This is a genomic window from Pseudomonas sp. ASL4, from assembly GCF_056680395.1.
In genome coordinates this window covers 2,538,125-2,559,430 of the sequence record NZ_CM155280.1, presented here as the reverse complement: position 1 = coordinate 2,559,430, position 21,306 = coordinate 2,538,125, and the positions used below count along the sequence as shown (strand labels likewise).

General features: G+C 60.2%; 21 protein-coding genes. 9 read left to right on the top strand and 12 right to left on the bottom strand.

What is annotated here, in order from left to right:
• Positions 1–12: 12 nt before the first annotated feature.
• The 3 genes from AC1MEW_RS11615 (at position 13) to xopAW (ending at position 2,927) form a co-directional block, all read left to right on the top strand.
• Positions 13–771 (top strand): response regulator, encoded by a 759-nt coding sequence (locus AC1MEW_RS11615; RefSeq protein ID WP_201205811.1) that lies wholly within the window; start codon positions 13–15, stop codon positions 769–771.
• Positions 771–1,820: a sensor histidine kinase gene (locus AC1MEW_RS11610; protein ID WP_201205813.1), complete on the top strand. Its 1,050-nt coding sequence runs from the start codon at positions 771–773 to the stop codon at positions 1,818–1,820. Before AC1MEW_RS11615 ends, AC1MEW_RS11610 begins: the two co-directional genes overlap by 1 nt.
• Positions 1,821–2,051: 231 nt before the next feature.
• On the top strand, positions 2,052–2,927 hold the full coding sequence (gene xopAW, locus AC1MEW_RS11605; protein ID WP_201256107.1) for a XopAW family type III secretion system calcium-binding effector: 876 nt from the start codon (positions 2,052–2,054) through the stop codon (positions 2,925–2,927).
• Positions 2,928–3,157: 230 nt separating this feature from the next.
• On the opposite strand, the gene AC1MEW_RS11600 is transcribed toward xopAW, so the two are convergent.
• The 10 genes from AC1MEW_RS11600 to AC1MEW_RS11555 all read right to left on the bottom strand — a co-directional run bounded on the left by AC1MEW_RS11600 (position 3,158) and on the right by AC1MEW_RS11555 (position 11,963).
• Complete coding sequence (locus AC1MEW_RS11600; RefSeq protein ID WP_201256108.1) at positions 3,158–4,210, bottom strand: AI-2E family transporter; 1,053 nt, start codon at positions 4,208–4,210, stop codon at positions 3,158–3,160.
• Positions 4,211–4,279: 69 nt separating this feature from the next.
• Positions 4,280–5,086 carry a DUF4892 domain-containing protein gene (locus AC1MEW_RS11595; RefSeq protein WP_201205818.1) on the bottom strand — a complete coding sequence of 269 codons (807 nt, stop codon included), beginning with the start codon at positions 5,084–5,086 and terminating at the stop codon, positions 4,280–4,282.
• A gap of 8 nt (positions 5,087–5,094) precedes the next feature.
• The gene (locus AC1MEW_RS11590) at positions 5,095–5,754 is read right to left on the bottom strand and encodes a glutathione S-transferase family protein (protein ID WP_201256109.1); all 660 of its coding nucleotides are present in this window, start codon (positions 5,752–5,754) and stop codon (positions 5,095–5,097) included.
• 50 nt (positions 5,755–5,804) lie between these two features.
• Positions 5,805–6,659, bottom strand: coding sequence for an alpha/beta hydrolase (locus AC1MEW_RS11585; RefSeq protein ID WP_201205820.1), 855 nt, complete (start codon positions 6,657–6,659; stop codon positions 5,805–5,807).
• Positions 6,656–7,462 carry an alpha/beta fold hydrolase gene (locus AC1MEW_RS11580; RefSeq protein ID WP_480426307.1) on the bottom strand — a complete coding sequence of 269 codons (807 nt, stop codon included), beginning with the start codon at positions 7,460–7,462 and terminating at the stop codon, positions 6,656–6,658. The genes AC1MEW_RS11585 and AC1MEW_RS11580 overlap by 4 nt, the downstream gene beginning before the upstream one ends.
• Before the next feature lie 292 nt (positions 7,463–7,754).
• Positions 7,755–8,198 carry a hotdog fold thioesterase gene (locus AC1MEW_RS11575; RefSeq protein WP_201205824.1) on the bottom strand — a complete coding sequence of 148 codons (444 nt, stop codon included), beginning with the start codon at positions 8,196–8,198 and terminating at the stop codon, positions 7,755–7,757.
• 33 nt (positions 8,199–8,231) lie between these two features.
• On the bottom strand, positions 8,232–9,899 hold the full coding sequence (locus AC1MEW_RS11570) for an AMP-binding protein (RefSeq protein WP_201256110.1): 1,668 nt from the start codon (positions 9,897–9,899) through the stop codon (positions 8,232–8,234).
• A 210-nt stretch (positions 9,900–10,109) separates the two neighbouring features.
• Positions 10,110–10,562: a phosphohistidine phosphatase SixA gene (sixA, locus tag AC1MEW_RS11565; RefSeq protein WP_201256111.1), complete on the bottom strand. Its 453-nt coding sequence runs from the start codon at positions 10,560–10,562 to the stop codon at positions 10,110–10,112.
• A complete protein-coding gene (locus AC1MEW_RS11560) occupies positions 10,559–10,906 on the bottom strand; it encodes a DUF4389 domain-containing protein (RefSeq protein WP_201205830.1) in 348 nt (115 codons plus the stop codon). Before AC1MEW_RS11560 ends, sixA begins: the two co-directional genes overlap by 4 nt.
• Before the next feature lie 31 nt (positions 10,907–10,937).
• Positions 10,938–11,963: an NAD(P)H-dependent glycerol-3-phosphate dehydrogenase gene (locus tag AC1MEW_RS11555; protein WP_201205833.1), complete on the bottom strand. Its 1,026-nt coding sequence runs from the start codon at positions 11,961–11,963 to the stop codon at positions 10,938–10,940.
• A gap of 196 nt (positions 11,964–12,159) precedes the next feature.
• On the opposite strand from AC1MEW_RS11555, the gene AC1MEW_RS11550 reads away from it, so the two are divergent.
• The 6 genes from AC1MEW_RS11550 (at position 12,160) to AC1MEW_RS11525 (ending at position 19,711) form a co-directional block, all read left to right on the top strand.
• A complete protein-coding gene (locus AC1MEW_RS11550) occupies positions 12,160–14,283 on the top strand; it encodes a TonB-dependent receptor plug domain-containing protein (protein ID WP_480426304.1) in 2,124 nt (707 codons plus the stop codon).
• Positions 14,284–15,213, top strand: a complete 930-nt coding sequence (locus AC1MEW_RS11545; protein WP_480426302.1) for an ABC transporter substrate-binding protein — start codon at positions 14,284–14,286, stop codon at positions 15,211–15,213.
• Positions 15,210–17,111, top strand: a complete 1,902-nt coding sequence (locus AC1MEW_RS11540; protein ID WP_201256112.1) for an ATP-binding protein — start codon at positions 15,210–15,212, stop codon at positions 17,109–17,111. Before AC1MEW_RS11545 ends, AC1MEW_RS11540 begins: the two co-directional genes overlap by 4 nt.
• Positions 17,112–17,358: 247 nt before the next feature.
• Complete coding sequence (gene fabA, locus AC1MEW_RS11535; RefSeq protein WP_042560484.1) at positions 17,359–17,874, top strand: 3-hydroxyacyl-[acyl-carrier-protein] dehydratase FabA; 516 nt, start codon at positions 17,359–17,361, stop codon at positions 17,872–17,874.
• Positions 17,875–17,885: 11 nt separating this feature from the next.
• On the top strand, positions 17,886–19,106 hold the full coding sequence (fabB, locus tag AC1MEW_RS11530; RefSeq protein WP_201205842.1) for a beta-ketoacyl-ACP synthase I: 1,221 nt from the start codon (positions 17,886–17,888) through the stop codon (positions 19,104–19,106).
• A gap of 416 nt (positions 19,107–19,522) precedes the next feature.
• Positions 19,523–19,711 (top strand): hypothetical protein, encoded by a 189-nt coding sequence (locus AC1MEW_RS11525; RefSeq protein WP_201205844.1) that lies wholly within the window; start codon positions 19,523–19,525, stop codon positions 19,709–19,711.
• An 83-nt stretch (positions 19,712–19,794) separates the two neighbouring features.
• Here the strand turns inward: AC1MEW_RS11525 and AC1MEW_RS11520 are convergent, their stop codons facing one another.
• Together AC1MEW_RS11520 and mazG are read right to left on the bottom strand one after the other, a co-directional pair.
• Positions 19,795–20,337 carry a DUF2058 domain-containing protein gene (locus tag AC1MEW_RS11520; RefSeq protein ID WP_480426299.1) on the bottom strand — a complete coding sequence of 181 codons (543 nt, stop codon included), beginning with the start codon at positions 20,335–20,337 and terminating at the stop codon, positions 19,795–19,797.
• A gap of 28 nt (positions 20,338–20,365) precedes the next feature.
• Positions 20,366–21,199, bottom strand: a complete 834-nt coding sequence (gene mazG / locus AC1MEW_RS11515) for a nucleoside triphosphate pyrophosphohydrolase (protein ID WP_201205848.1) — start codon at positions 21,197–21,199, stop codon at positions 20,366–20,368.
• Positions 21,200–21,306: the final 107 nt, after the last annotated feature.

Genomic DNA, 21,306 nt, shown 5'->3' with positions numbered 1-21,306 from the left:
ATGAACGCACGCATGCAAAACACCCCTGCACCTGTGAACGACGATCAAAAAGCGCCCGGCGACGACAAACGCTGGAGCATTCGCGCCCTGATCGTCGACGATGACGTCCCGATCCGCGAATTGATGATCGACTATCTGGCCCGGTTCAATATCCACGCCAGCGGCGTCACCGATGGCGCAGCCATGCGTCTGGCGCTGCAAGCGGAACATTTTGACGTGGTGGTGCTCGACCTGATGCTTCCCGGCGAGGACGGCTTGTCTCTGTGCCGTTGGCTGCGTGCCGAATCGGACATCCCGATCCTGATGCTCACCGCGCGCTGCGAACCCACCGACCGGATCATCGGCCTGGAACTGGGCGCCGACGACTACATGGCCAAGCCGTTCGAGCCACGGGAACTGGTGGCGCGGATTCAGACCATTCTGCGTCGGGTGCGCGACGATCGTACCGAACAGCGTGCGAATATTCGATTCGACAACTGGCGCCTGAACAGCGTTTTGCGCCAGTTGATCGCCGCCGATGGCCTGGTGGTGCCACTGTCCAACGCCGAATTCCGCCTGCTCTGGGTGTTCATCGAACGTCCGCGCCGGGTGCTCAGTCGCGAACAATTGCTGGATGCTGCTCGTGGTCGTTCGATCGAAGCCTTTGATCGCAGCATCGACCTGCTGGTGTCGCGCCTGCGCCAGAAACTCGGGGATGACCCCAAGGCACCGCAGTTGATCAAGACCGTTCGCGGTGAGGGTTACCTGTTCGACGCGAGGGACATCGGCTGATGCGTGCGCGCTTCGATACGCTGTTCGGCCGCCTGTTTGGTGTGTTGCTGATCGCGATCATCCTGGCGCACCTGTTGGCATTTTTCTGGTTTCACCATTACGGCCCACCTCCCCCTCCGCCGCCACCTGGGTTCTCCGAGAACTTCGACGGGCAACAGCCGCCGATGGACCCGCGCTTCCAGAAACGGCCACCACGGCCCTGGTTCGGCGGCCCGTTGGTGCCGCTGACCTTTCAGCTGATCTCACTGGTCATCGCGGCCTGGTACGGCGCCAAACTGCTGAGCCGGCCGATTCAACGCCTGAGCGATGCGGCCGAACGCTTGAGCGAGAACCTCGATAGCCCGCCACTGGACGAGTCCGGCCCCCGGGAAGCACGGCAAGCAGCCCACACCTTCAACAAGATGCAGCGACGCATCATCGAGCAAGTGCAGCAGCGCTCTCGGATGCTCGGTGCGGTGTCCCACGACCTGCGCACCCCGCTGTCGCGACTCAAGCTGCGACTGGAACAAATCGAAGACGACAAGCTACAAGGCCAGATGCGTCAGGATCTGGACGACATGATCGGCATGCTTGACGCCACCCTCACCTACCTCCACGAACAGCGCACCAGCGAGGCCCGCCAGTGGATGGACGTGCAGGCACTGGTGGAATCCCTGAGCGAAAACGCCCAGGACCAGGGCGCCGATGTTCAGGCCAGTGGTCATTGCGCACCGCTGCAAGTCCAGCCCATGGCCCTGCGTTCGTGCATAAACAACCTGATGGACAACGCCCTGCGTTATGCCGGGCAAGCACTGATCACCCTCGAAGACAGCCGTGGGCAACTGGTGATCCGGGTAATCGACCACGGGCCAGGGATTGCAGAAGACAAACGCGAAGCGGTGTTCGAGCCATTCTTTCGGCTGGAGGGTTCACGTAACCGCAACTCCGGTGGCGTCGGCCTGGGCATGACCATCGCCCGGGAGGCGGCGGAACGCCTGGGCGGGCAACTGAGCCTGGAAGAAACCCCCGGCGGCGGCCTCACTGCGGTCATTTGCCTTCCCCGAACCTAAGCCCAACACCTATCCAATGTGGGAGCGGGCTTGCTCGCGAAAGCGATGTATCAGTCAACATGGAATCGACTGACACACCCTCTTCGCGAGCAAGCCCACTCCCACAGGGTTTGCTTCAGCCTGACGACTGTGTACCAACCGGTACAAACGTCACATACCCACGACAACTTGCCCCTTGAGGCTGCATAAGCCGGTGCACTCACCGGTTTTCCATCCCAAGGAGTGAGCCCAATGATCGGTAGCGTTAGCAGCAGCAACACGAGCTATACCAGCACGAGTACCAGCAGCACGTCGGCCAACGCCGCGCGCCGTGCACAGTTCCAGAAAGAGCTGTTCACCAAGCTCGACACTAATGGCGACGGTAAGGTCAGTCAGGACGAGCTGAAGACCGCCCAGGCAGAGAAACCCAACAGTCGCCTGTTGGCCGACCTGAGCAAGAACTTCACCAGCCTGGACAGCGACAGCAGCGGCAGCCTGAGCAGTGAAGAAATGGCCGCAATGGCGCCGCCGGCACCGCCCGCGCAGGATCAAGCGCCTAACACTGATCTGGCTGACGCGATCCTCGGCGCTCTGGATGCCAACGGCGACGGCAACCTCAGCAGTGCGGAACTTAGTAATGGCCTGACCAATGCCGGCAGCAGCGCCGACAGCAGCGCAATTTTCTCGGCCCTGGACAAAAACCAGGACGGCACCGTCAGCAAGGACGAACTCGCCGCCGCCCTCAGCCCTCCGCCACCGCCACCGCCGCAGCAGGCATCCAGCGATCAGTTGTTCAGCCAGCTCGACACCAACAACGATGGAAGTATCAGCGCCACCGAACTGAGCAGCGCGTTGCAGGCCAGCACCAGCAGCTCATCGACCGCTACGTCGAACGCCACCGACACAAGCGCCGCATTAATGAAGATTCTCGACCGCGACAACAGCGGTGGCGTCAGCAACTATGAACTCAAAGCCGCCATGCAAGCTGGCCGCGAGAAAAACAGCGACAGCTCCACCGCTCAGTCGAACGTCAGTGCAGCCCTGGACAAAATGATCGCCAGCCTGAGCCAGCAGTATTCGCTCGACAACGTAGCGAGCGCGGGCAAGAACCTGAGCGTCGCGACCTAAGCCAAAAGCTTCGCGGGCAAGTCGGATCGCCGCACCGCTCGCTCCTTCAGGTCATGCGTTGTTCGCCTCATCGCGATACAACAAAAACCTGTAGGAGCGAGCGGTGCGGCGATCCGACTTGCCCGCGAAGAGGCCATCACAGACACAGAAAAGCCCACTGACCTTCACAGGTTCAGTGGGCTTTTCAAGATCAAAAGATCGCAGCCTTCGGCAGCTCCTGCATAAGTAAATCAGCGGCGATCTTCGACCCGCGCCTGGCTTTTGCTCCAATCGGTCAACAGGCTGTAAGCCACCGCCAACAACGTCGGGCCGATGAACAAACCGATAAACCCGAACGCGATCAACCCGCCAAACACACCCAACAGCACAATCACCAACGGCAAATTTCCGCCGCGACTGATCAGGTATGGCTTCAGCACGTTGTCCACGCCACTGATGATGAACGTCCCCCAAATCCCGAGGAACACCGCCAGCCCGTACTCGCCCTTCCACGCCAACCAAGCCGTGGCCGGGATCCAGATCAGTGGCGGCCCCATCGGAATCAGGCTCAACAGGAACGTCACGATCCCCAGCACCAACGCACCAGGAACCCCGGCGATCAAGAAGCCGATCAATGCCAGAATCGCCTGGGCCGCCGCGGTGCCGATCACACCGTTGACCACCCGTTGCACCGTCCCGGCGACCAGTTCGATGTAGTACCCGGCGCGGTCACCGATCAACCGCTCCAGCAACCCATGGACAAACGCCGCCAATCGCGGCCCGTCACGGTAGAAAAAGAACACGAAGACAATGCTCAACGTCAGTTCGAGAATACCGCCGCCGATCTGCGCACTGCGCGCCAGCAACCAGTTGCCGACCTGCCCCAGATAAGGTTTGACCGCCAGCATCATCGCCGCACCTTGCTCATCAATGCTGTTCCAGACACCCACCAGGCGTTCACCGACCAAGGGAAGTGTACCCAGCCAGGCCGGAGCTTCCGGCAGGCCGTCGACCTGCACATCCTTGATAAACACCGTGGCATCGCGCACGTGATCCGCCAGGTTGAACCCCAGCCACACCAACGGCACCGCCACCAGCAACATCCAGCACAGGGTCAGCAACGCCGCCGCCAGGGATTCACGGCCATGGAGCCAACGGGTCAGTAAACGCATCAGCGGCCAACTGGCGAACGCCAATACCGCGCCCCAGAACAATGCCGACCAGAACGGCGCCATCACCCAGAAGCTCGCGCCAAACAGCACCAGGAGCAGAATCTGCACCAACAGCCGATCGTTATTGAGCATGTAAGGTCTCGAAAAAGTCAGTTCGCAAAAGAGTAGGCGAACGCGCGGGACGCGTTCGCCTGATGCAGCTTATCGCAACAATTCGATGTGCAGCCCAGCACCTTCGACGTTGCCGGCTTCCATCCGCGCCGCACGCACGCCCTGGGCGATCAGCGATTGGCGCCAAGCCTCGGCTTTAGGCCCGGAAACACTGACTCGCAGCGTAGTGTCCAGGTTCAAACCGCGAGAAATCAAACGCAGCCAGGTGTCGTCGGGATCGGCACTCAGTTTCGGGAAATCGAGCTCACCGGTGCTTTTGAGCTGGCGAAGCAAGGTCGCGGACGTTGGCAACAAATCCCCCAGCGGCGCGGCGGCTTCAAATTGCTCGACGTGCAGGTAGGCTTTGCGATTGCCGCGAGTGATGCTGTAGAGCGCCACCAGCGAATTGTCCTTGGGTGCCGCCAGCCGCAGCAACAAGTAAGACTGTTGATCGTCGGCGCCAAACAGCTTGGCGTTGCCGAAGACTTCATTGGCCCACAGGCTGCTTTCGCCGCAATCGCGGGCCTGGCACCAGAACAGCAGTTCGGCGCCCTGCTTCTGCAAGGCTTCGCGCGCAACGGTAAACGCTTCGGTGGCGGAATGTTCCGGCGGTAGCTCGTAGGTCACCGAGGTGGTTTGCCCGCGGGCGCTGACCTGGCCGTCGAAACGCAACTGGCCGCTGATCTTGCGGATCGAGCCCAGCGGATAAATCCGCTCAAGATCCACCGGTGGGCGAAAGTCGACGATCTGCGCATCGGCCAGGCGCGGCACAATGGGCAAGTCCTGACTGCCCGGCACATCGGCGGCAAACAATAAAGGGCTGAAACAACACAACGCCAGCAGACTGAGTGATCGCATGGGCAGGCTCATCGGATCAGCATGGCCTGGGCACCCTTGACGATACTGGCGTCATCGACGTACTCCGGCACCAACAAACCACGCTGTACCGCCGGGCGCGCTTCCATGGCTGCCAGCCAACGCTGCAAGGCCGGCAAGCCTTCGACTTCGACCCCGGACCAGTCGTGACTACGCACCCATGGGAAGGTCGCAATGTCGGCAATGCTGTACTCGCCGGCCAGAAATTCCACAGTTTGCAAACGCGTGTCGAGCACTTCGTACAGGCGCCGGGTTTCATGCTGGTAGCGGTCGATGGCGCCCTGAAGTTTTTCCGGAAAATAACGGAAGAACACGTTGGCCTGGCCCTGCATCGGGCCGATGCCACCCATCTGGAACATCAGCCACTGCAACACCACCGAGCGCCCCTTGGGGTCCTTGGGCATGAGCTGGCCGCTCAGTTCAGCGAGGTAAATCAGGATGGCGCCGGATTCGAACACGGCGAAATCGCCGTTGGCGCGGTCGACAATCGCGGGAATCCGGCCATTGGGATTGATCTTGAGGAAGTCCGCGGACTTCTGTTCCTTTTTGTCGAAACTCAAGGCGTGCACCGTATAGGGCAGGCCGAGTTCCTCGAGCACGATAGAGACCTTGTGGCCATTCGGGGTCGCAGCGGTGTAGAGATCTATCATGGTTGTCTCCCATTTCAACCCGCCCAGCCTCGACAGTTGCCCGGCGCAAGTCAAGGAACGGCGAAGAACCGATTGAAACAGTCTGCGACAAGGTCGGCGCCGGGTTCGTCATTCAGGTGCAAATGATGGCCGCCTGGCAGCTGTTCACGGCTAAAGGGTAGACGCTCCAGCAACTCGGGATGTTTGGCGAGCATGCCGTCAGCCGCGACCACCAGTTTCGCAGGACAACTGATGCGCTGGACGAAGGCCATCGCTTGTTCTTGTGTCAGACGCAGCGGCGATGGCAGCGTCAGGCGGTTGTCGGTGCGCCAGGTGTAACCACCCGGCACCGGCATCAGGCCCCGTTGCGCCAACAGTTCGGCGGCTTCGCGACTGACCGCCACCAGGCCTTTCATGCGCGCTTCGATGGCGCGGTCGAGGGTGCTGTAGACCGGTTTGCGTTTCTCCCGCAGATCCAGTTGCGCTTGTAGGGCCATGCCCATGCGTTCGGCGGCGTTTTCACCTTTATCTGTCGGAGGAATCACGCCATCGATCAAGGCCAGATGCGTGACACGCTCAGGCATCGACCCGGCAATAATCAATGAAGCAATCGCGCCCATGGAGTGCCCCATCAGCGCAAACCGCTTCAAACCCAGCTGTTCTGCGACTTGTAACACGTCGTGGGCGTAGTCCCACATCGCGTAGCCGGCGCCAATCGGACGATGCCCGGAATGACCGTGACCGGCCATGTCCAGCGCAATGATGCGCAAGCCTTTGAGCTTGGGCGCCAGCCGGGCAAAGCTGTTGGCGTTGTCGAGCCAGCCGTGCAAGGCAATCACCGGCAGACCGTCCTCGGGGCCGAACAGGTGCGCCGCCAGCTCGATGTGCGGCAGGCTCAGGCGGACTTCTTCGACAACGTGGCTCATGCGCAATCCTGTTGGTGGCGACCGTCCCAGCGACTGAACAGATCCTTCAGCAGCGTGGCGGTGTCCTGCGGACGTTCGAGGGGAAACATGTGGCCGCCGGGCATGGTCAGCGACTCGCCCAACGGCATGCGCCCGACAGAGCTGGCGTGGTGACGCATGACCACACGGCTGTTACGTCCGCGCACCACCGCCAGTGGCACTTTCAACTGTCGTGCACGACCGGGGCTGGTGTGGGGCACGCCACGGTAGATGCTGATTTCCGTGGCCGGATCGAAGCGCAGGCGCAGCTTGTCGCCGACCTTGTGCAAGCCGTGCTGCAAGTAGGCGTCGAAGCATTCCGGGTCAAAACCGCGAAACAGGGTTTTGCCGGCAAAATAACTGCGCGCGCTGTCCAGATCGGCAAACTCTTCGCGCCGGCCCAAGGTGCGACCGGCCGGGGTCAGGCGATCAATGAAACCGAAGCGCTTGGCGGCGAGGATCACCCATTGATCGGCACGGGTCAGTACCGGCGAATCGAGCATCACCACACCGCGATACAGCTCGGGGCAACGCAGGGCCGCGTGCAAGTGCAGCACGCCGCCAAAGGAGTGGCCGACGCCCCAGACTGGTTCTGGTTGCTGCTTGAGGTGATGGATCAGTTCGTCCACCAGGTTGTACCAGTTGTCATCCGCCGGGAAGCGCGGATCATGGGCGTGCTGCTCCAGATGCGTCACCTGATACTCAGGTGCCAACGCCGCGAACAACTTGCCGTAGGTCCCCGAAGGAAAGCCATTGGCGTGGGCGAAAAAGATCTGCTGCGACATACCGGTCAATCCATGGGCGAGAAACATGGGGTTGATTGTCCGCAAGACGCCGTCCTACAGCAATGACCGTAACTGACAGGAATGATGACAGTCCGGCCAGAGCTATAACCCATTAAGCATTCACGCAGAACCCTGTGGCGAGCGAGCTTGCTCGCGCTCGGTTGCGTAGCAGCCGCAATACCGGCGAACGCGGAACATCTGGGGAGCGATGGTGCCGGGGTTGGCGCCGCTTCGCGACCCAGCGGGAGCAAGCTCCCTCGCCACAGAACTCCGTCTGCAGATAAAACGTCGTTTAACGCGTCGGAGGATTCTCACCCAACGGCACCACAGCCATGGTCAACCGCGAAACACAACTGGCCTTGCCTTCATCACTGCTCAACCGAATATCCCAAACATGCGTGGTGCGCCCAATGTGAATCGCCTTGGCCACCGCCGTCACCCGCCCGCTGCGCAAGCCGCGCAAATGGTTGGCGTTGATTTCCAGGCCCACGCAGTAAAACTTGCTGGCATCGATGCACAGGTAGCTGGCCATCGAGCCGACAGTTTCGGCCAGCACCACCGAGGCGCCGCCGTGCAGCAAACCGTAAGGCTGGTGCGTGCGATGGTCGATGACCATGCTCGCGGTCAGGGACTCGTCGTCGAAGGCTTCGAAGCGGATATCCAGCACTTCGCCGATGGTGTTTTTCTGGATCGCGTTCAACTGTTCGATGTTGGGAGCGGTACGCCAAAGACTCATCGCCGTTTTTCCTTTGTTGGTTTTGTTCGTCACTCAATCCTGCCACAGCACCGCTTCGTTGCGCTCGCTCCATTCTTCGAAACGGGCGCCATACGCGGCTTCGATGACGTTGCGCTTGATCTTCAGGGTCGGGGTCAGAAAACCGTTTTCCACCGCCCAACTGTCCTTGACCACCACTAACCGGCGCAAGCGCTCATGCTTGTCGAGGACGGCGTTGACCTCTTCCAGGAGTTTTTCCAGGCTGGAATGCAAACCCGCCCGCGCCGTGCCAATGGCATCCTGCTGCCCGACTGCCGAGAGTACGCACAACCCTAGCGGCGCACTCAGGCCATCGCCGACCACGCACACCTGCTCGATCCGCGAATGCACCGCCAGGCGATTCTCGATGGGTGCCGGAGCCACGTATTTTCCTTTGCTGGTTTTGAAGATTTCCTTCAGGCGCCCGGTCAAGCGCAGGTTGCCTTCGGCATCTTGTTCGCCCTTATCGCCGGTACGCAAAAAGCCGTCCTCGGTGATGGTTTCGGCGGTTTTTTCCGGTTCCTTGAAGTACCCGAGCATGGTCGCGCCGCTGCGCACCATGACCTCACCGGACTCGGCAATCCGCACCTCGACCTCGGGGCAGGGCTTACCGATCCAGCCGGGTTTGTTCTCACCCGATCGGCCGATGTGCGAGTAACCACAGCTTTCGGTCATGCCATACACCTCCAGCACATCCAGCCCCAGTTTGCGGTACCACAATAACAAGGTCTGCGGCACAGGAGCCGCACCGGACAACGCGATGCGCAACGCATCCAGCCCCAACCCGGCGAGGACTTTGTGCCCTACCCGCTTGCCGATAATCGGCAGGCCAAGCAGGAAATCGAGGCGCTTTGCCGGAATCTTGCTGTACACGCCCATCTGGAATTTGGTCCAGATGCGCGGCACGCCAAATAGCGCTGTCGGCCGGGCGCGCTGCAAGTCGGTGAGGAAAGTGTCGAGGCTCTCGGCAAAGAACACGGTTTGCCCGGTATAGATCGACGCGAGCTCAACGAACATCCGCTCGGCAACGTGGCACAGCGGCAAGTAGGACAACAGCCGATCCGACTCATTGAGGCCAAACAACTGCGTACCACGGGTGGTGGCGAACCCCAGATTGCCGAAGCTGTGCATCACGCCTTTGGGCAGGCCAGTGGTGCCGGAGGTGTAAATGATGGTCGCCAGCTGATCGGCGGCGGGTTTCGGGTCGTCCTGGATCGGCGAGCTTTTTTGCAGGTCGTCCCAACTGAAATCAAAGGTGCCTGGCGGGTGCAATGGCAGGCTGATGGTCGGCAGGTCGGGGCTGACGCCACGGGACATGCCGGGCCAGTCATCGAGTTTGCCGATGAACGCCAGCGCGGCTTCGGAGTGAGTCAATACTTGAGCCACGGACTCGGCAGTGAGGTTGGGGTACAACGGCACCGACACATGCCCGGCCATCCAGATCGCCAGGTCAGCGATGATCCAATGGGCGCAGTTTTTCGAGATCAGGGCGATGTGACTGCCTTGCGGCAATTCCCGGGCGCGCAGCCAGTGAGCGGCGCAGCGAGCCTGATGGCCGACGTCGGCCCAGGTCAGCGTCTCGACCTGGCCACCGCCCACCGGCTGCACCAAAAAGCGCTGGCGGGGATGACGGGCTTCACGCTCGTAGAACACGTCCAGCGGCAAACGAAAGGCAGCAGACATAAGGCTTGCTCCTGATTTTTTGGTCTGGAGCAAGCGTAGTCAACCAAGCAAGTGCTTGGTTGACTATTTCACACAAAAAATCAGGTACACCGCAAAACAATGTGGGAGCGGGCTTGCTCGCGAATGCGGAGGATCAGTCGACATAAATGTTGCCTGACACACCGTATTCGCGAGCAAGCCCGCTCCCACATTAGTCCTGCGCTCACCGAGCTATGGGTGTTTGATACCGTTGAGTTTCATCGCCCCAGCCAGCGGCAAGTCGCCTTCCAGCTCGGCCAAGCCAGCCGTTTTTACCGCTTCCGGCTGCTGCACATGGCCGTGCTGCAAGTAGCCCAACAGGTTGCCCACCAACGGGTTATGGCTGACCAGCAACGCGTAATCCACCGACACCAACTGCTCCGCCACCGCTTGCGGGCGGTTGTCGGGGGTCAGCCACTCGACGGTACGAATCTCCGGTTCAAAGCCCAAGGCCTCACGCACCAACTGCGCAGTCTGCTGTGCTCGCAGGTAAGGGCTGGCGTAGATCGCGCTGATCGGCTGACCGATCAACTCGGCAGCGCTGCGCAGCGCCTCTTCACGACCGTGGGCGGTCAGTGCCCGTTCGGAGTCGGGACGCGAGCCATAAGGCTCGGCTTCACCGTGACGCAATACCCAGAGTTTCATAGCTTGGGTTCCTCATCTCGAACCGGATGCGGAGCAGGCGCCACCACATGCGGCGCTTCACCTTCCGGTGTACGCGGCGCCGGCCAGTCGGCGAACGGCCAAGGTTTCTGGTCGCTGTGAAAGCTGCCGAAACGACCGATCTGCGCCAGGAACTGGCTCAGGCTGTCGCCGAAGTTCATCAGGCTGGCGCTCGGGGCGCCATAGATCAAACGATAGATCAACTGCACCAGCACTACCGCGCCGAGGATGAATTGCGCCACTTGCCAGACCAGCAAGAAGACGATCATCCACAACACCCGCAGCAGGATGGATTCGTACTTGGCTTCTACTTTCGGATCGTTCATGTCTCGTTCTCCCTGCCCGTAGATTAAGGATTCAGTTGAAACCGCTGGTGGAGATAAAGTCGACGTCGGTTTTCGGCTCGGCACGCATTAGCAGCCCGATCACCTGCTCAAGCGTGCGCCCTTCGAACAAAATCGCGTGCAGGCCGGCGACCAGTGGCATGTACACGCCCACTTCCTGAGCCTTGGCCTTGAGCACTTTCAAGGTGTTCACACCTTCGGCGACTTCGCCCAGGCGCGTCACCGCGTCTTCCAGGCTCAAGCCCTGGCCGAGGGCGAACCCGACCTGGTAGTTACGGCTTTTCGGCGACGAACAGGTGACGATCAAGTCGCCCACGCCCGCCAGTCCGAGGAAGGTCATCGGGTTGGCACCCTGATTCACCGCAAAACGGGTCATTTCCGCCAGCGCCCGAGTGATCAGCATGCTCTTGGTGTTTTCGCCCATGCCCAGCGCCACCGCCATGCCGGCAATGATCGCGTAGACGTTTTTCAACGCGCCGCCCAGCTCTACGCCGAAGCGATCGGCACTGGCGTACACGCGAAAGGTGCGACCGTGCAGCGCTTCCTGCACCCGCACGCACAGCTCTTCGTCTTCACTGGCGACGACAGTGGCGGTCAGCGCATGTTCGGCGATTTCACGGGCCAGGTTCGGCCCGGACAACACGCCAATACGCGCTTGCGGAGCGATCTCTTCGAGGATCTCGCTCATCAGTTTGAACGTGTGGGCTTCGATGCCCTTGGTCAGGCTGACCAGCAGCTTGCCGCTCAGACGATTGGCAAAAGGGACCAATACCGAGCGTAGCGCGCTGGATGGCAGTGCGACGAAGCACAGGTCGCAGGCTTCCAGAGTGGCTTGCAGGTCAGTGACTGCCGTAACACCCGGCAGAATCTTGATGCCTTTAAGGTAACGCGGGTTCTCGCGATTGACCCGAATGGCCTCGGCCTGCTCGGGGTCACGCATCCACTGCAAGACCTGATGTCCGTTCTCGGCCAGAAGATTAGCCACGGCGGTACCAAAACTTCCGCCTCCCAGGACCGCAATTGGGCGCTGTTCAGTCATATGCAATCCGTTAATCCATACCAGTGGCGATGCCAGCATTATACGGAGCGGCCCAGTGGCGGCCAGCCCCTGCGTCAATTACCGGCACTTGTAGGAAGAAGACCAATAAAACCGAGGAAAATGCCCCTAACGTGACTGGAAAAGTCACTGAGCTCGGTTAACATGCGCGCCAATTAATCGCTATCAAGGCTGTGTTGTGTCTTTTGGCCCGCCCTCACCTCGCTCGCCGCTGCTTCTGGCGCTGGTCTTCAGCCCGGCATTGCTGGCCGACGATCTGTTCCTGGACAGTGAAACGTTGCCGCAAGTGCTGACAGCCACGCGATTGAAGCAGTCGCCAGCGGCGGTGCCAGGCAGCATGACGGTGATCGACAGCGAACTGATCAACGCCAGCGGCGCCCGGGACATCAGCGAATTGCTGCGACTGGTGCCGGGCATGATGGTCGGCAACATTACCGGCAATCAGCCAGCGGTGAATTACCACGGCACCAACGCCAGCGAAGCCCGGCGTATGCAGGTGTTGATCGATGGCCGTTCGGTGTACCGGGCCGGCCTGGCCACAGTGGACTGGAGCGATATTCCGGTGGCCATGGAAGACATCGAACGTATCGAAGTCTTTCGCGGCCCGAACACCGTCAGCTATGGTGCCAACGCGCTGATGGCGGTGGTCAACATCATCACTCGCAACCCCGCCGACAGCCATGGCACGCGGCTGAAAGTCACCCAGGGCCAGCGCGGCATCAATGACTTTTACGCCAGCCAGGGCACCGGTTGGGACGGTGGCGATTTGCGCCTGTCACTTTCCGGCCAGCAAGACGATGGCTTCGACTCGGACCGCACCGGCGCCGATTACCGCGACAGCCGACGCTTGAACCGCTTCAATCTCGCGGTCAGCCAGACGCTCAACGACAGTCAAAGCATCGACTGGCAATTGAACGCCAAGGACGGGACCAACCAGCGCCCCTACACCTACCGCCCGGTGTTTTCGGGGATTACCGCTGCCGGGAACAATTCCGACGTGGTCGCCAAGGATTACGCCGGCTCGCTGCGCTGGAACCTGGACATCAATCCCGAGCACAGCCTCTATATCCAGGGCTCGGCGCAACACTGGGATCGCCAGCAGACCTGGCGCGCCTGCGACGCCGAAGTGTCGTTCAGCCCACAACTGACTGATCTGTGGCAACTCAGCCCGAACTATGCCGAACGCCTGGCGCGCAACATGGAGCGCTACACCGGCCCCGGCGCACCGGCCGGCAGCCCGGCTGAACGCGCATTGGGCAATCAGGTGCTGGACCAATGGAGAAACGGCGCCCGGCAAACCCTGTGCGGCGACATTGACCAAAGCGCCCGGGAGTCGCGCTATGACCTCGAACTGCAAGACACCCTGAGCCTGTCCGATAGTCTGCGACTGGTCAGCGGCATGAACTATCGTTACGACCGGGCAGACTCCGAGACCTACTTCAATGGCACGCTCGACGACACCACCTGGCGTACGTTCGGTCAACTCGAGTGGCGCGCCAGCGAACACTGGCTGCTGCAGGGCGGTGCCATGTTCGAAGACTCGAAGCTGACCGGCAACTCGCTGACGCCACGGGTAGCGGTCAATTATTTGATCAACCCGCGCCATGGCCTGCGCGCGGTGTATTCCGAAGCGATCCGCTCCCCGGACATGTTCGAGAACAATGTGAACTGGAGTTATCAGGTGACCAACCTGCGGCCCAGCGCCTATGGCCAGACCAGCGCCCGCTACTTTGTGAAGACCCGCGGCCCCGGCGACCTCGACAAGGAGCGCATGCGTTCACGGGAACTGGGCTACAACGGCTACTTCGCCGAACTGGGCCTGGCGGTGGATGTGAAGCTGTTCTACGACGAAATCACCGGCATGATCAGCGAGCCGTTGCGCAACAATCAGTACATTGCCAGCAACGCCAACAACTCGCGGTTCAGCGGGACTGAAACCCAGCTCGACTGGCGCCTCAGCAACGCCGATCGCCTGCGCCTGACGTATGCCTACGTCGATGCCAAGGCCAGCAACCCGCTGGACCAATTGCAGACGGCGCGTAACAGTGGTTCCGCCGGTTGGCTGCGCAATTGGGGCCGGGGCTGGAACAGCGCGCTGTTCTATTATGGTGACGACGCCCTCAACGGCTACCGCTTCGAACGGCTCGACACACGCATCGCCAAACGCATCGGCCTGGGCAAGGCCAACCTGGAACTGGCAGGCGTGTTGCAGCAACGCCTCGACAATCAACCCACCACCTTCGTCGACAATAATTACGACGAACGCCGAGTGCTCTACTTCAGCGCGGAGCTGGCGTTTTAGATGCAGCCTTCGTCACGGAAGACGCCAACCCTTGGCCGCCTGCTGGCCGGGTTGTGCCTGGCCGTCAGCGGCCTGCTGTGCAGTCTGCCGGTCAGTGCCGCGGACATTCTGTTGACCGGCGCCGAAGACAGCCCCGGCGTGCAATCCTTCACTCAGGCCCTGAGCGAGTTACGCCCCTCCGACAGCGTGCGCTTCAAGCTGCTGGCCAGCCTGCCGGCGCCGGGCAAACTGCCCAGCGACACGCGCTTGATCCTGCTCGATTTGCCGAGCCTCGACTGGCGCCTGCAAGACAGCCAGGGCCCGGCGACACTGGTGCTGCGCATCAGCCGCCTGCAAGCGCGGCAACGGCTGAACAATCTGCTGCCATCCCATTTGAGCCTGCTGTGGAGCGATCCGCCGATTGAGCGGCAATTGCGCCTGACCCGGCTGATCCTGCCCCAAGTCCGTCGGGTCGGCGTGCTGTATGACCGGCACAGCGAATTCCTTTTGAAAGAACTGCGCCTGGCCACCCTGCCCCTGGGCCTTGAGATCGTCACGCAACGTTGGGAAAACACCAGCGACAGCCGTCCATTGCAGGCGTTGCTGAAAAACAGTGACGTGCTGCTGGGGCTCGACGACCCCGACCTGTACAACCCCAAAACCGCGAAAAATCTGTTGCTCAGCAGCTACGCGCGGCAGATGGCGCTGATCGGCCCCAATGCCGGTTTCGTCAAGGCCGGCAGCCTGGCCAGCACTTACAGCGACCAGAGCGACTGGCTGGCGATTCTCGACGACTTGCTCGACCAGTCACCGGCCAGTTGGCCACGCACGCTCTACCCCAAACACTTCAAAGTCTTAAGCAACCCGCAAGTGGCTCGTTCATTAGGTATTGAACAGATGGATGAAGCATCGGTCGCAAGCCAGTTGGCCGAAGGAGAACGCCGCCCATGACCTTCCGCCGTTGGGACATCAACACCCGGACCCAGATCATCAGCCTCGGCCCTGCCCTGCTGTTGACCTTGCTGCTGATCAGTTTCTTCACGTTCGTACGGATCCAGGACCTGCGCCAGGAGCTCAACCACACCGGTCAACTGATCGCCAACCAACTGGCACCGGCCACCGAGTACGGCGTGATCTCCGGCAACAACGATGTGCTGGAAAGCCTGCTCAAGGCCACGCTTGCGACGCCCAACGTGCGTTTTCTGGAAGTCCAGGACAGCGCCAACCGCATTCTGGTGTACGTCGAGCAACCGTCGGAGTCGCACACCCGTTCGCAGCAAGTCGAAGTGTTCCAGGCGCCGGTGCGGTTGCAACGCATCGCGCTGAACAATGACTTCTTCCAGAACACCCGCACCTCGGTCAGTGCGCCGAGCGAGGACTACCTGGGGCGAGTGATCGTCGGCCTGTCCAACGACGCCTTCAGCCAGCGCCAGCAAGAAATCCTGTTCAAGGCCGGGATCCTCGCGCTGTTCGCCCTTCTGTTTACTTTCCTGCTGGCCCGGCGCCTGGCGGGCAGCCTGTCGCAGCCGATCCGCGACATCGGCAACGCGGTCAAGGCGATCCAGAAAGGCGACTACACCACGCCCCTGCCGATCGTCGATGACACCGAGCTGGGCGCCTTGTCGCAACACATCAACAACCTCGCCGAGGGGCTCGAACAGGCCAGCCGCGAACAGCATCAAGCGATGGCGCAGCTGATCCAGACCCGCGAAGAAGCGGAAAAGGCCAACAACGCCAAATCCGACTTCCTGGCGATGATGAGCCACGAACTGCGTACGCCGATGAATGGCGTGCTGGGCATGCTGCAACTGTTGGAAACTACTGACATGACCGAGGAGCAGGTCGAATACGCGGCGCTGGCCTCGGAGTCCACCGAACACTTGCTCAAGGTCATCAACGACATTCTCGACTTCTCGCGCATCGAACGTGCAGAGCTGGAACTTGAGCATATTCCGTTCAACCTCGCGGACCTGATCGGCAGTTGCGCCCAGTCTTTCCTGCACAGTGCCGCGCAACGCAAACTCGACCTTGAGCTATTGATCCCTGAAGACATGCGCGCCTTGCAGGTTCAGGGCGACCCGACGCGGATCCGGCAGATTCTGGTGAACCTGATCGGCAACGCATTGAAATTCACCGAACAGGGTCGCGTAACCATCGAGCCGCAGTGGCAATCGCTGGATCACGATCTGTTGTGGTTTACCTGCACTGTGCGCGACAGCGGCATTGGCATTTCGGCCGAAAGCCTGGAATTAATGTTCAACGCGTTCCAGCAGGCCGACAGTTCCATTTCAAGACGTTACGGCGGCACCGGGCTCGGTTTGCCAATTGCCCGCACCCTGGCCGAGCGCATGGGTGGCACATTGCGGGCCCAGAGCGAAGAAGGTCGCGGTTCGGTGTTCACCCTGGAAATCCCCCTCGCCCTTTATAAACAGGCGCTGCCGGAACTGGCGCCGCCGCGGGTACCGACAGGCAATGGCAATGGCGAAGGACGCAATGTGCTGCTGGTGGAGGACAACCCGGTCAACCAGACTGTTATTGAGGCCATGTTGCGCAGCTTGGGCTTTACTGTGAGTGTCGCCACCGATGGCGCGCAGGCGGTACGCAGTGCCGAGAGTCTGATTTTCGAGGCCATTTTGATGGACTGTCGATTGCCGATCATCGACGGCTATGAAGCCACCCGACAGATCCGCCAACTGCCCGGCGGCCTGGACGTGCCGATCATCGCCCTGACGGCCAATGCCTTGCAGGGTGACCGCGAAGCGTGCCTGTCGGCGGGCATGAACGATTACCTGGCCAAGCCCTTCAAACGGACTGATCTGCAGCAAATTCTGCAACGATGGGTGCAGTAGAACTGTCCTTTCGGCTATCTGCGACTGGCGTGAAAGGCGAAAGTGCGGCAGTCTTAGGCACCCGAACAGGCCCGAAAAGGGGCTTGAATAATAATTTCAGTGCACAAGTGTACATTCATGTCCTTGGTGCTGTGACTTTCACCACAACGCAATAGTCTATGAGTAGGCTGTCGACTCGAGGCATGAATGCTTCGATCGGCCGGGAAGATTCGCCCCACCTGCCGCACGGGACTATTGAGGAGCTCGCATGACCAAACAAAACGCCTTTACTCGGGAAGACCTGCTGCGCTGCAGTCGCGGTGAGCTGTTCGGCCCAGGTAACGCGCAACTGCCCGCGCCTAACATGCTGATGGTGGATCGCATCACCCATATCAGCGAAGAGGGTGGCAAGTACGGCAAAGGTGAATTGGTCGCCGAGCTGGATATCACTCCGGACCTGTGGTTCTTCGCCTGTCACTTCGAAGGTGATCCGGTGATGCCGGGCTGCCTGGGCCTCGATGCCATGTGGCAACTGGTCGGTTTCTTCCTCGGCTGGCAGGGTCTGCCGGGCCGTGGTCGTGCGCTGGGTTCGGGCGAAGTGAAGTTCTTTGGTCAGGTCCTGCCGACCGCCAAAAAAGTTACGTATAACATTCAGATCAAGCGTGTCCTCAAAGGCAAGCTGAACCTCGCTATCGCCGATGGTTCGGTCAGTGTCGACGGCCGCGAAATCTACACCGCCGAAGGCCTCCGGGTCGGCGTGTTCACCTCCACTGAAAACTTCTAAGGGTTATCCGCATGCGCCGCGTCGTTATCACTGGTCTGGGCATCGTTTCGTGCCTGGGCAATGACAAAGAGACCGTCTCCGCTAACCTGCGTGCAAGCCGCCCTGGCATCCGGTTTAACCCGGAATATGCTGAAATGGGTCTGCGTAGCCAGGTTTCCGGCTCCATTGACCTTCCTCTCGAAGAGTTGATCGATCGCAAGATCTATCGCTTCGTTGGCCACGCAGCGGCTTACGCCTACCTGGCCATGAAAGACGCTATTGCTGACTCCGGCCTGACCGAAGAGCAAGTGTCCAACCCGCGTACCGGCCTGATCGCCGGTTCCGGTGGCGCCTCCACGCTGAACCAGATGGAAGCGCTGGACATCCTGCGCGAGAAAGGCGTGAAGCGCGTTGGCCCATACCGTGTAACGCGGACCATGAGCAGCACCGTTTCCGCTTGCCTGGCCACCCCGTTCAAGATCAAGGGCCTGAACTACTCCATCGCTTCTGCCTGCGCCACCAGTGCTCACTGCATCGGTACCGCCATGGAACAGATCCAGATGGGCAAGCAGGACATCGTGTTCGCCGGCGGCGGTGAAGAAGAACATTGGAGCCAGTCGTTCCTGTTCGACGCCATGGGCGCATTGTCCAGCAAGCGCAACGACACCCCTGAACAAGCCTCCCGTGCCTACGATGCCGACCGTGACGGTTTCGTCATCGCTGGCGGTGGCGGCATGGTCGTGGTTGAAGAGCTGGAACACGCTCTGGCCCGCGGCGCGAAGATCTACGCGGAAATCGTTGGCTACGGCGCGACGTCCGACGGCTACGACATGGTCGCTCCAAGCGGCGAAGGCGCCATCCGCTGCATGCAGATGGCCATGTCCACCGTCGACACCCCGATCGACTACCTGAACACCCACGGCACCTCGACTCCGGTCGGCGACGTCGCGGAAATGAAAGGTGTGCGTGAAGTGTTCGGCACCAACGCTCCGGCCATCAGCTCCACCAAGAGCCTGTCGGGTCACTCCCTGGGCGCCGCCGGCGTTCACGAAGCGATCTACTGCATGCTGATGATGGAAGGCAACTTCATGGCGGGTTCCGCCAACATCGACGAACTGGACCCGGAAGTGGCGGACATGCCGATTCTGACCAAGACTCGCGAAGATGCCACCATCAACACTGTGATGAGCAACAGCTTCGGTTTCGGTGGCACCAATGCCACGCTGGTACTGAAGCGCTGGGCCGGCAAGTAATACCCCGCCGCCTCGCTGCACACAAAAACGCCCCGACTGGTTCGGGGCGTTTTTTTTCGTCTGGAAAAACTGGCTCGTCCTGCCAACACAAAACCTGTGGGAGCGAGCTTGCTCGCGATGGCGTCGGCATAGCTAAAATAAAGGTTGCCTGACACAACGCTATCGCGAGCAAGCTCGCTCCCACAGGGGATTAGCGCCTGGTTCAGGCAACGGTTTTGTTCAGTGCGAACATGAAACTTTTGTCATTTAACTCAGCAGCCTGCGACCGAATGTCGCGTGTTTAGCGGCCTGCGGGACTTTTGCAGATTTCGCAATTATTCGTTACCGAACGAAAGCGTTTACTTAGGAAGCTAACAAAATATATAACAGAGGCCTGCACACGCCTTGGTGCAGGTAACTGAGATTGGAGCTAGCAGATGACTGTAAAAGTAACTGAACGCGACGATTCACATAAATCCCACGAAGGCATCGCCGCCGGTATCCGCATCTGGGATGTACATCAACAAGACATGCTGGTGGGGATGTTCCATTCCGAGACTGACGCCCACAACTACAAGTCCGAACTGGAAACACTGGAGCAAAAACGCGAAGCGCGTTCCGCCTAGGCGCAAAGCATAAGCAATTACAGCATTGAAAACGACAAACCCCGCCATGAGCGGGGTTTGTCGTTGTTGCAGGCCTTAAAGGCTTACCACATCAGATCATCAGGAATCTGATAGGCCGCGTACGGATCGTCCTCGGCAGCGACTTCTTCTGTCTTGACGTTCAGCTGCACGATCCGCTGTGGATCACGCTCCTGGATCTTCAGGGCCGCCTCATGCGGGATCACTTCGTAACCGCCAGCATGGTGCACGATCGCCAGGAAACCATTGCTGAGCTGGTTGCGCATCAGCGTGTTGACCGAGAGGCGCTTGACCTTCTTGTCGTCCACGAAGTTGTAGTAGTCCTCGGTGGTCAACTTCGGCAGGCGCGAGACTTCGATCAATTGCTTGACCTGGGCCGCACGAGCCTTCGCCTCAGCCTTTTCTTGCTGCTGACGGTTGAGCTCCTGGTCACGCTTGACCTTCTCGGCCAAGGCTTCCTGAGCCAGGCGCTGCTGGGTGTCATCCTGTTCGATCTGGCCTTTGTGAACCAGACGTTGCTGCTTCTGCTTGTCTTTGCCGACCTGTTTGGCCTGCTTTTGGTTGACCAGCCCTGCTTTGAGCAACTGGTCGCGAAGGGAAATGCTCATGGTGCTTATTTCTCACTTAGGCAACTGCTCAACCGCAGCTGGGCAAATTCTTTTCCTGACGTTTGGCTTCGCCCCACAAGGCGTCCAACTCTTCGAGGGTGCAATCTTCTATGGGACGGTGGGTGTCGCGCAATGCCTGTTCGATAAAACGGAAGCGTCTTTCGAATTTGCTATTCGCGCCGCGCAAGGCGGTTTCCGGATCGACCTTGAGATGCCGCGCCAGATTGACCACGGAAAACAGCAGATCACCGACTTCGTCGGCAATCGCCGCCGAGTCATTGTCGGCCATGGCTTCGAGCACTTCATCGAGTTCTTCGCGGACCTTATCGAGCACCGGCAACGCATCTGGCCAGTCGAAACCGACCTGCCCTGCCCGTTTCTGCAACTTCGCCGAGCGGGACAGTGCTGGTAGCGCAGCAGGCACATCATCGAGCAAGGACAGTTGCTGCGGCGCGGCTGACTTCTCGGCCCGTTCTTCAGCCTTGATCTCTTCCCAGCGCTGCTTGACCTGTTCTTCATTCAGACGCGGGACGTCCAGCGGTGCGTACAGATCACCGGTAGGGAATACGTGAGGATGACGACGAATCAGTTTGCGGGTGATGCTGTCGATGACGCCGGCAAATTCGAAACGCCCTTCTTCCCGGGCCAGTTGGCTGTAATAAACCACCTGGAACAGCAAATCGCCCAACTCACCCTGCAAGTGATCGAAGTCACCACGCTCGATGGCGTCGGCGACTTCGTAAGCTTCTTCCAGGGTGTGCGGAACGATGGTGGCGTAGGTTTGCTTGATGTCCCACGGGCAGCCGAACTGCGGGTCGCGCAGGCGGTTCATCAGGTGCAATAAATCTTCGAGTGAATACATCAATCAATCTCTACACAAAACCAATGTGGGAGCGAGCTTGCTCGCGATGCGGTGTGTCAGGCAACGGTGATGTCGACTGACACGCCCTCATCGCGAGCAAGCTCGCT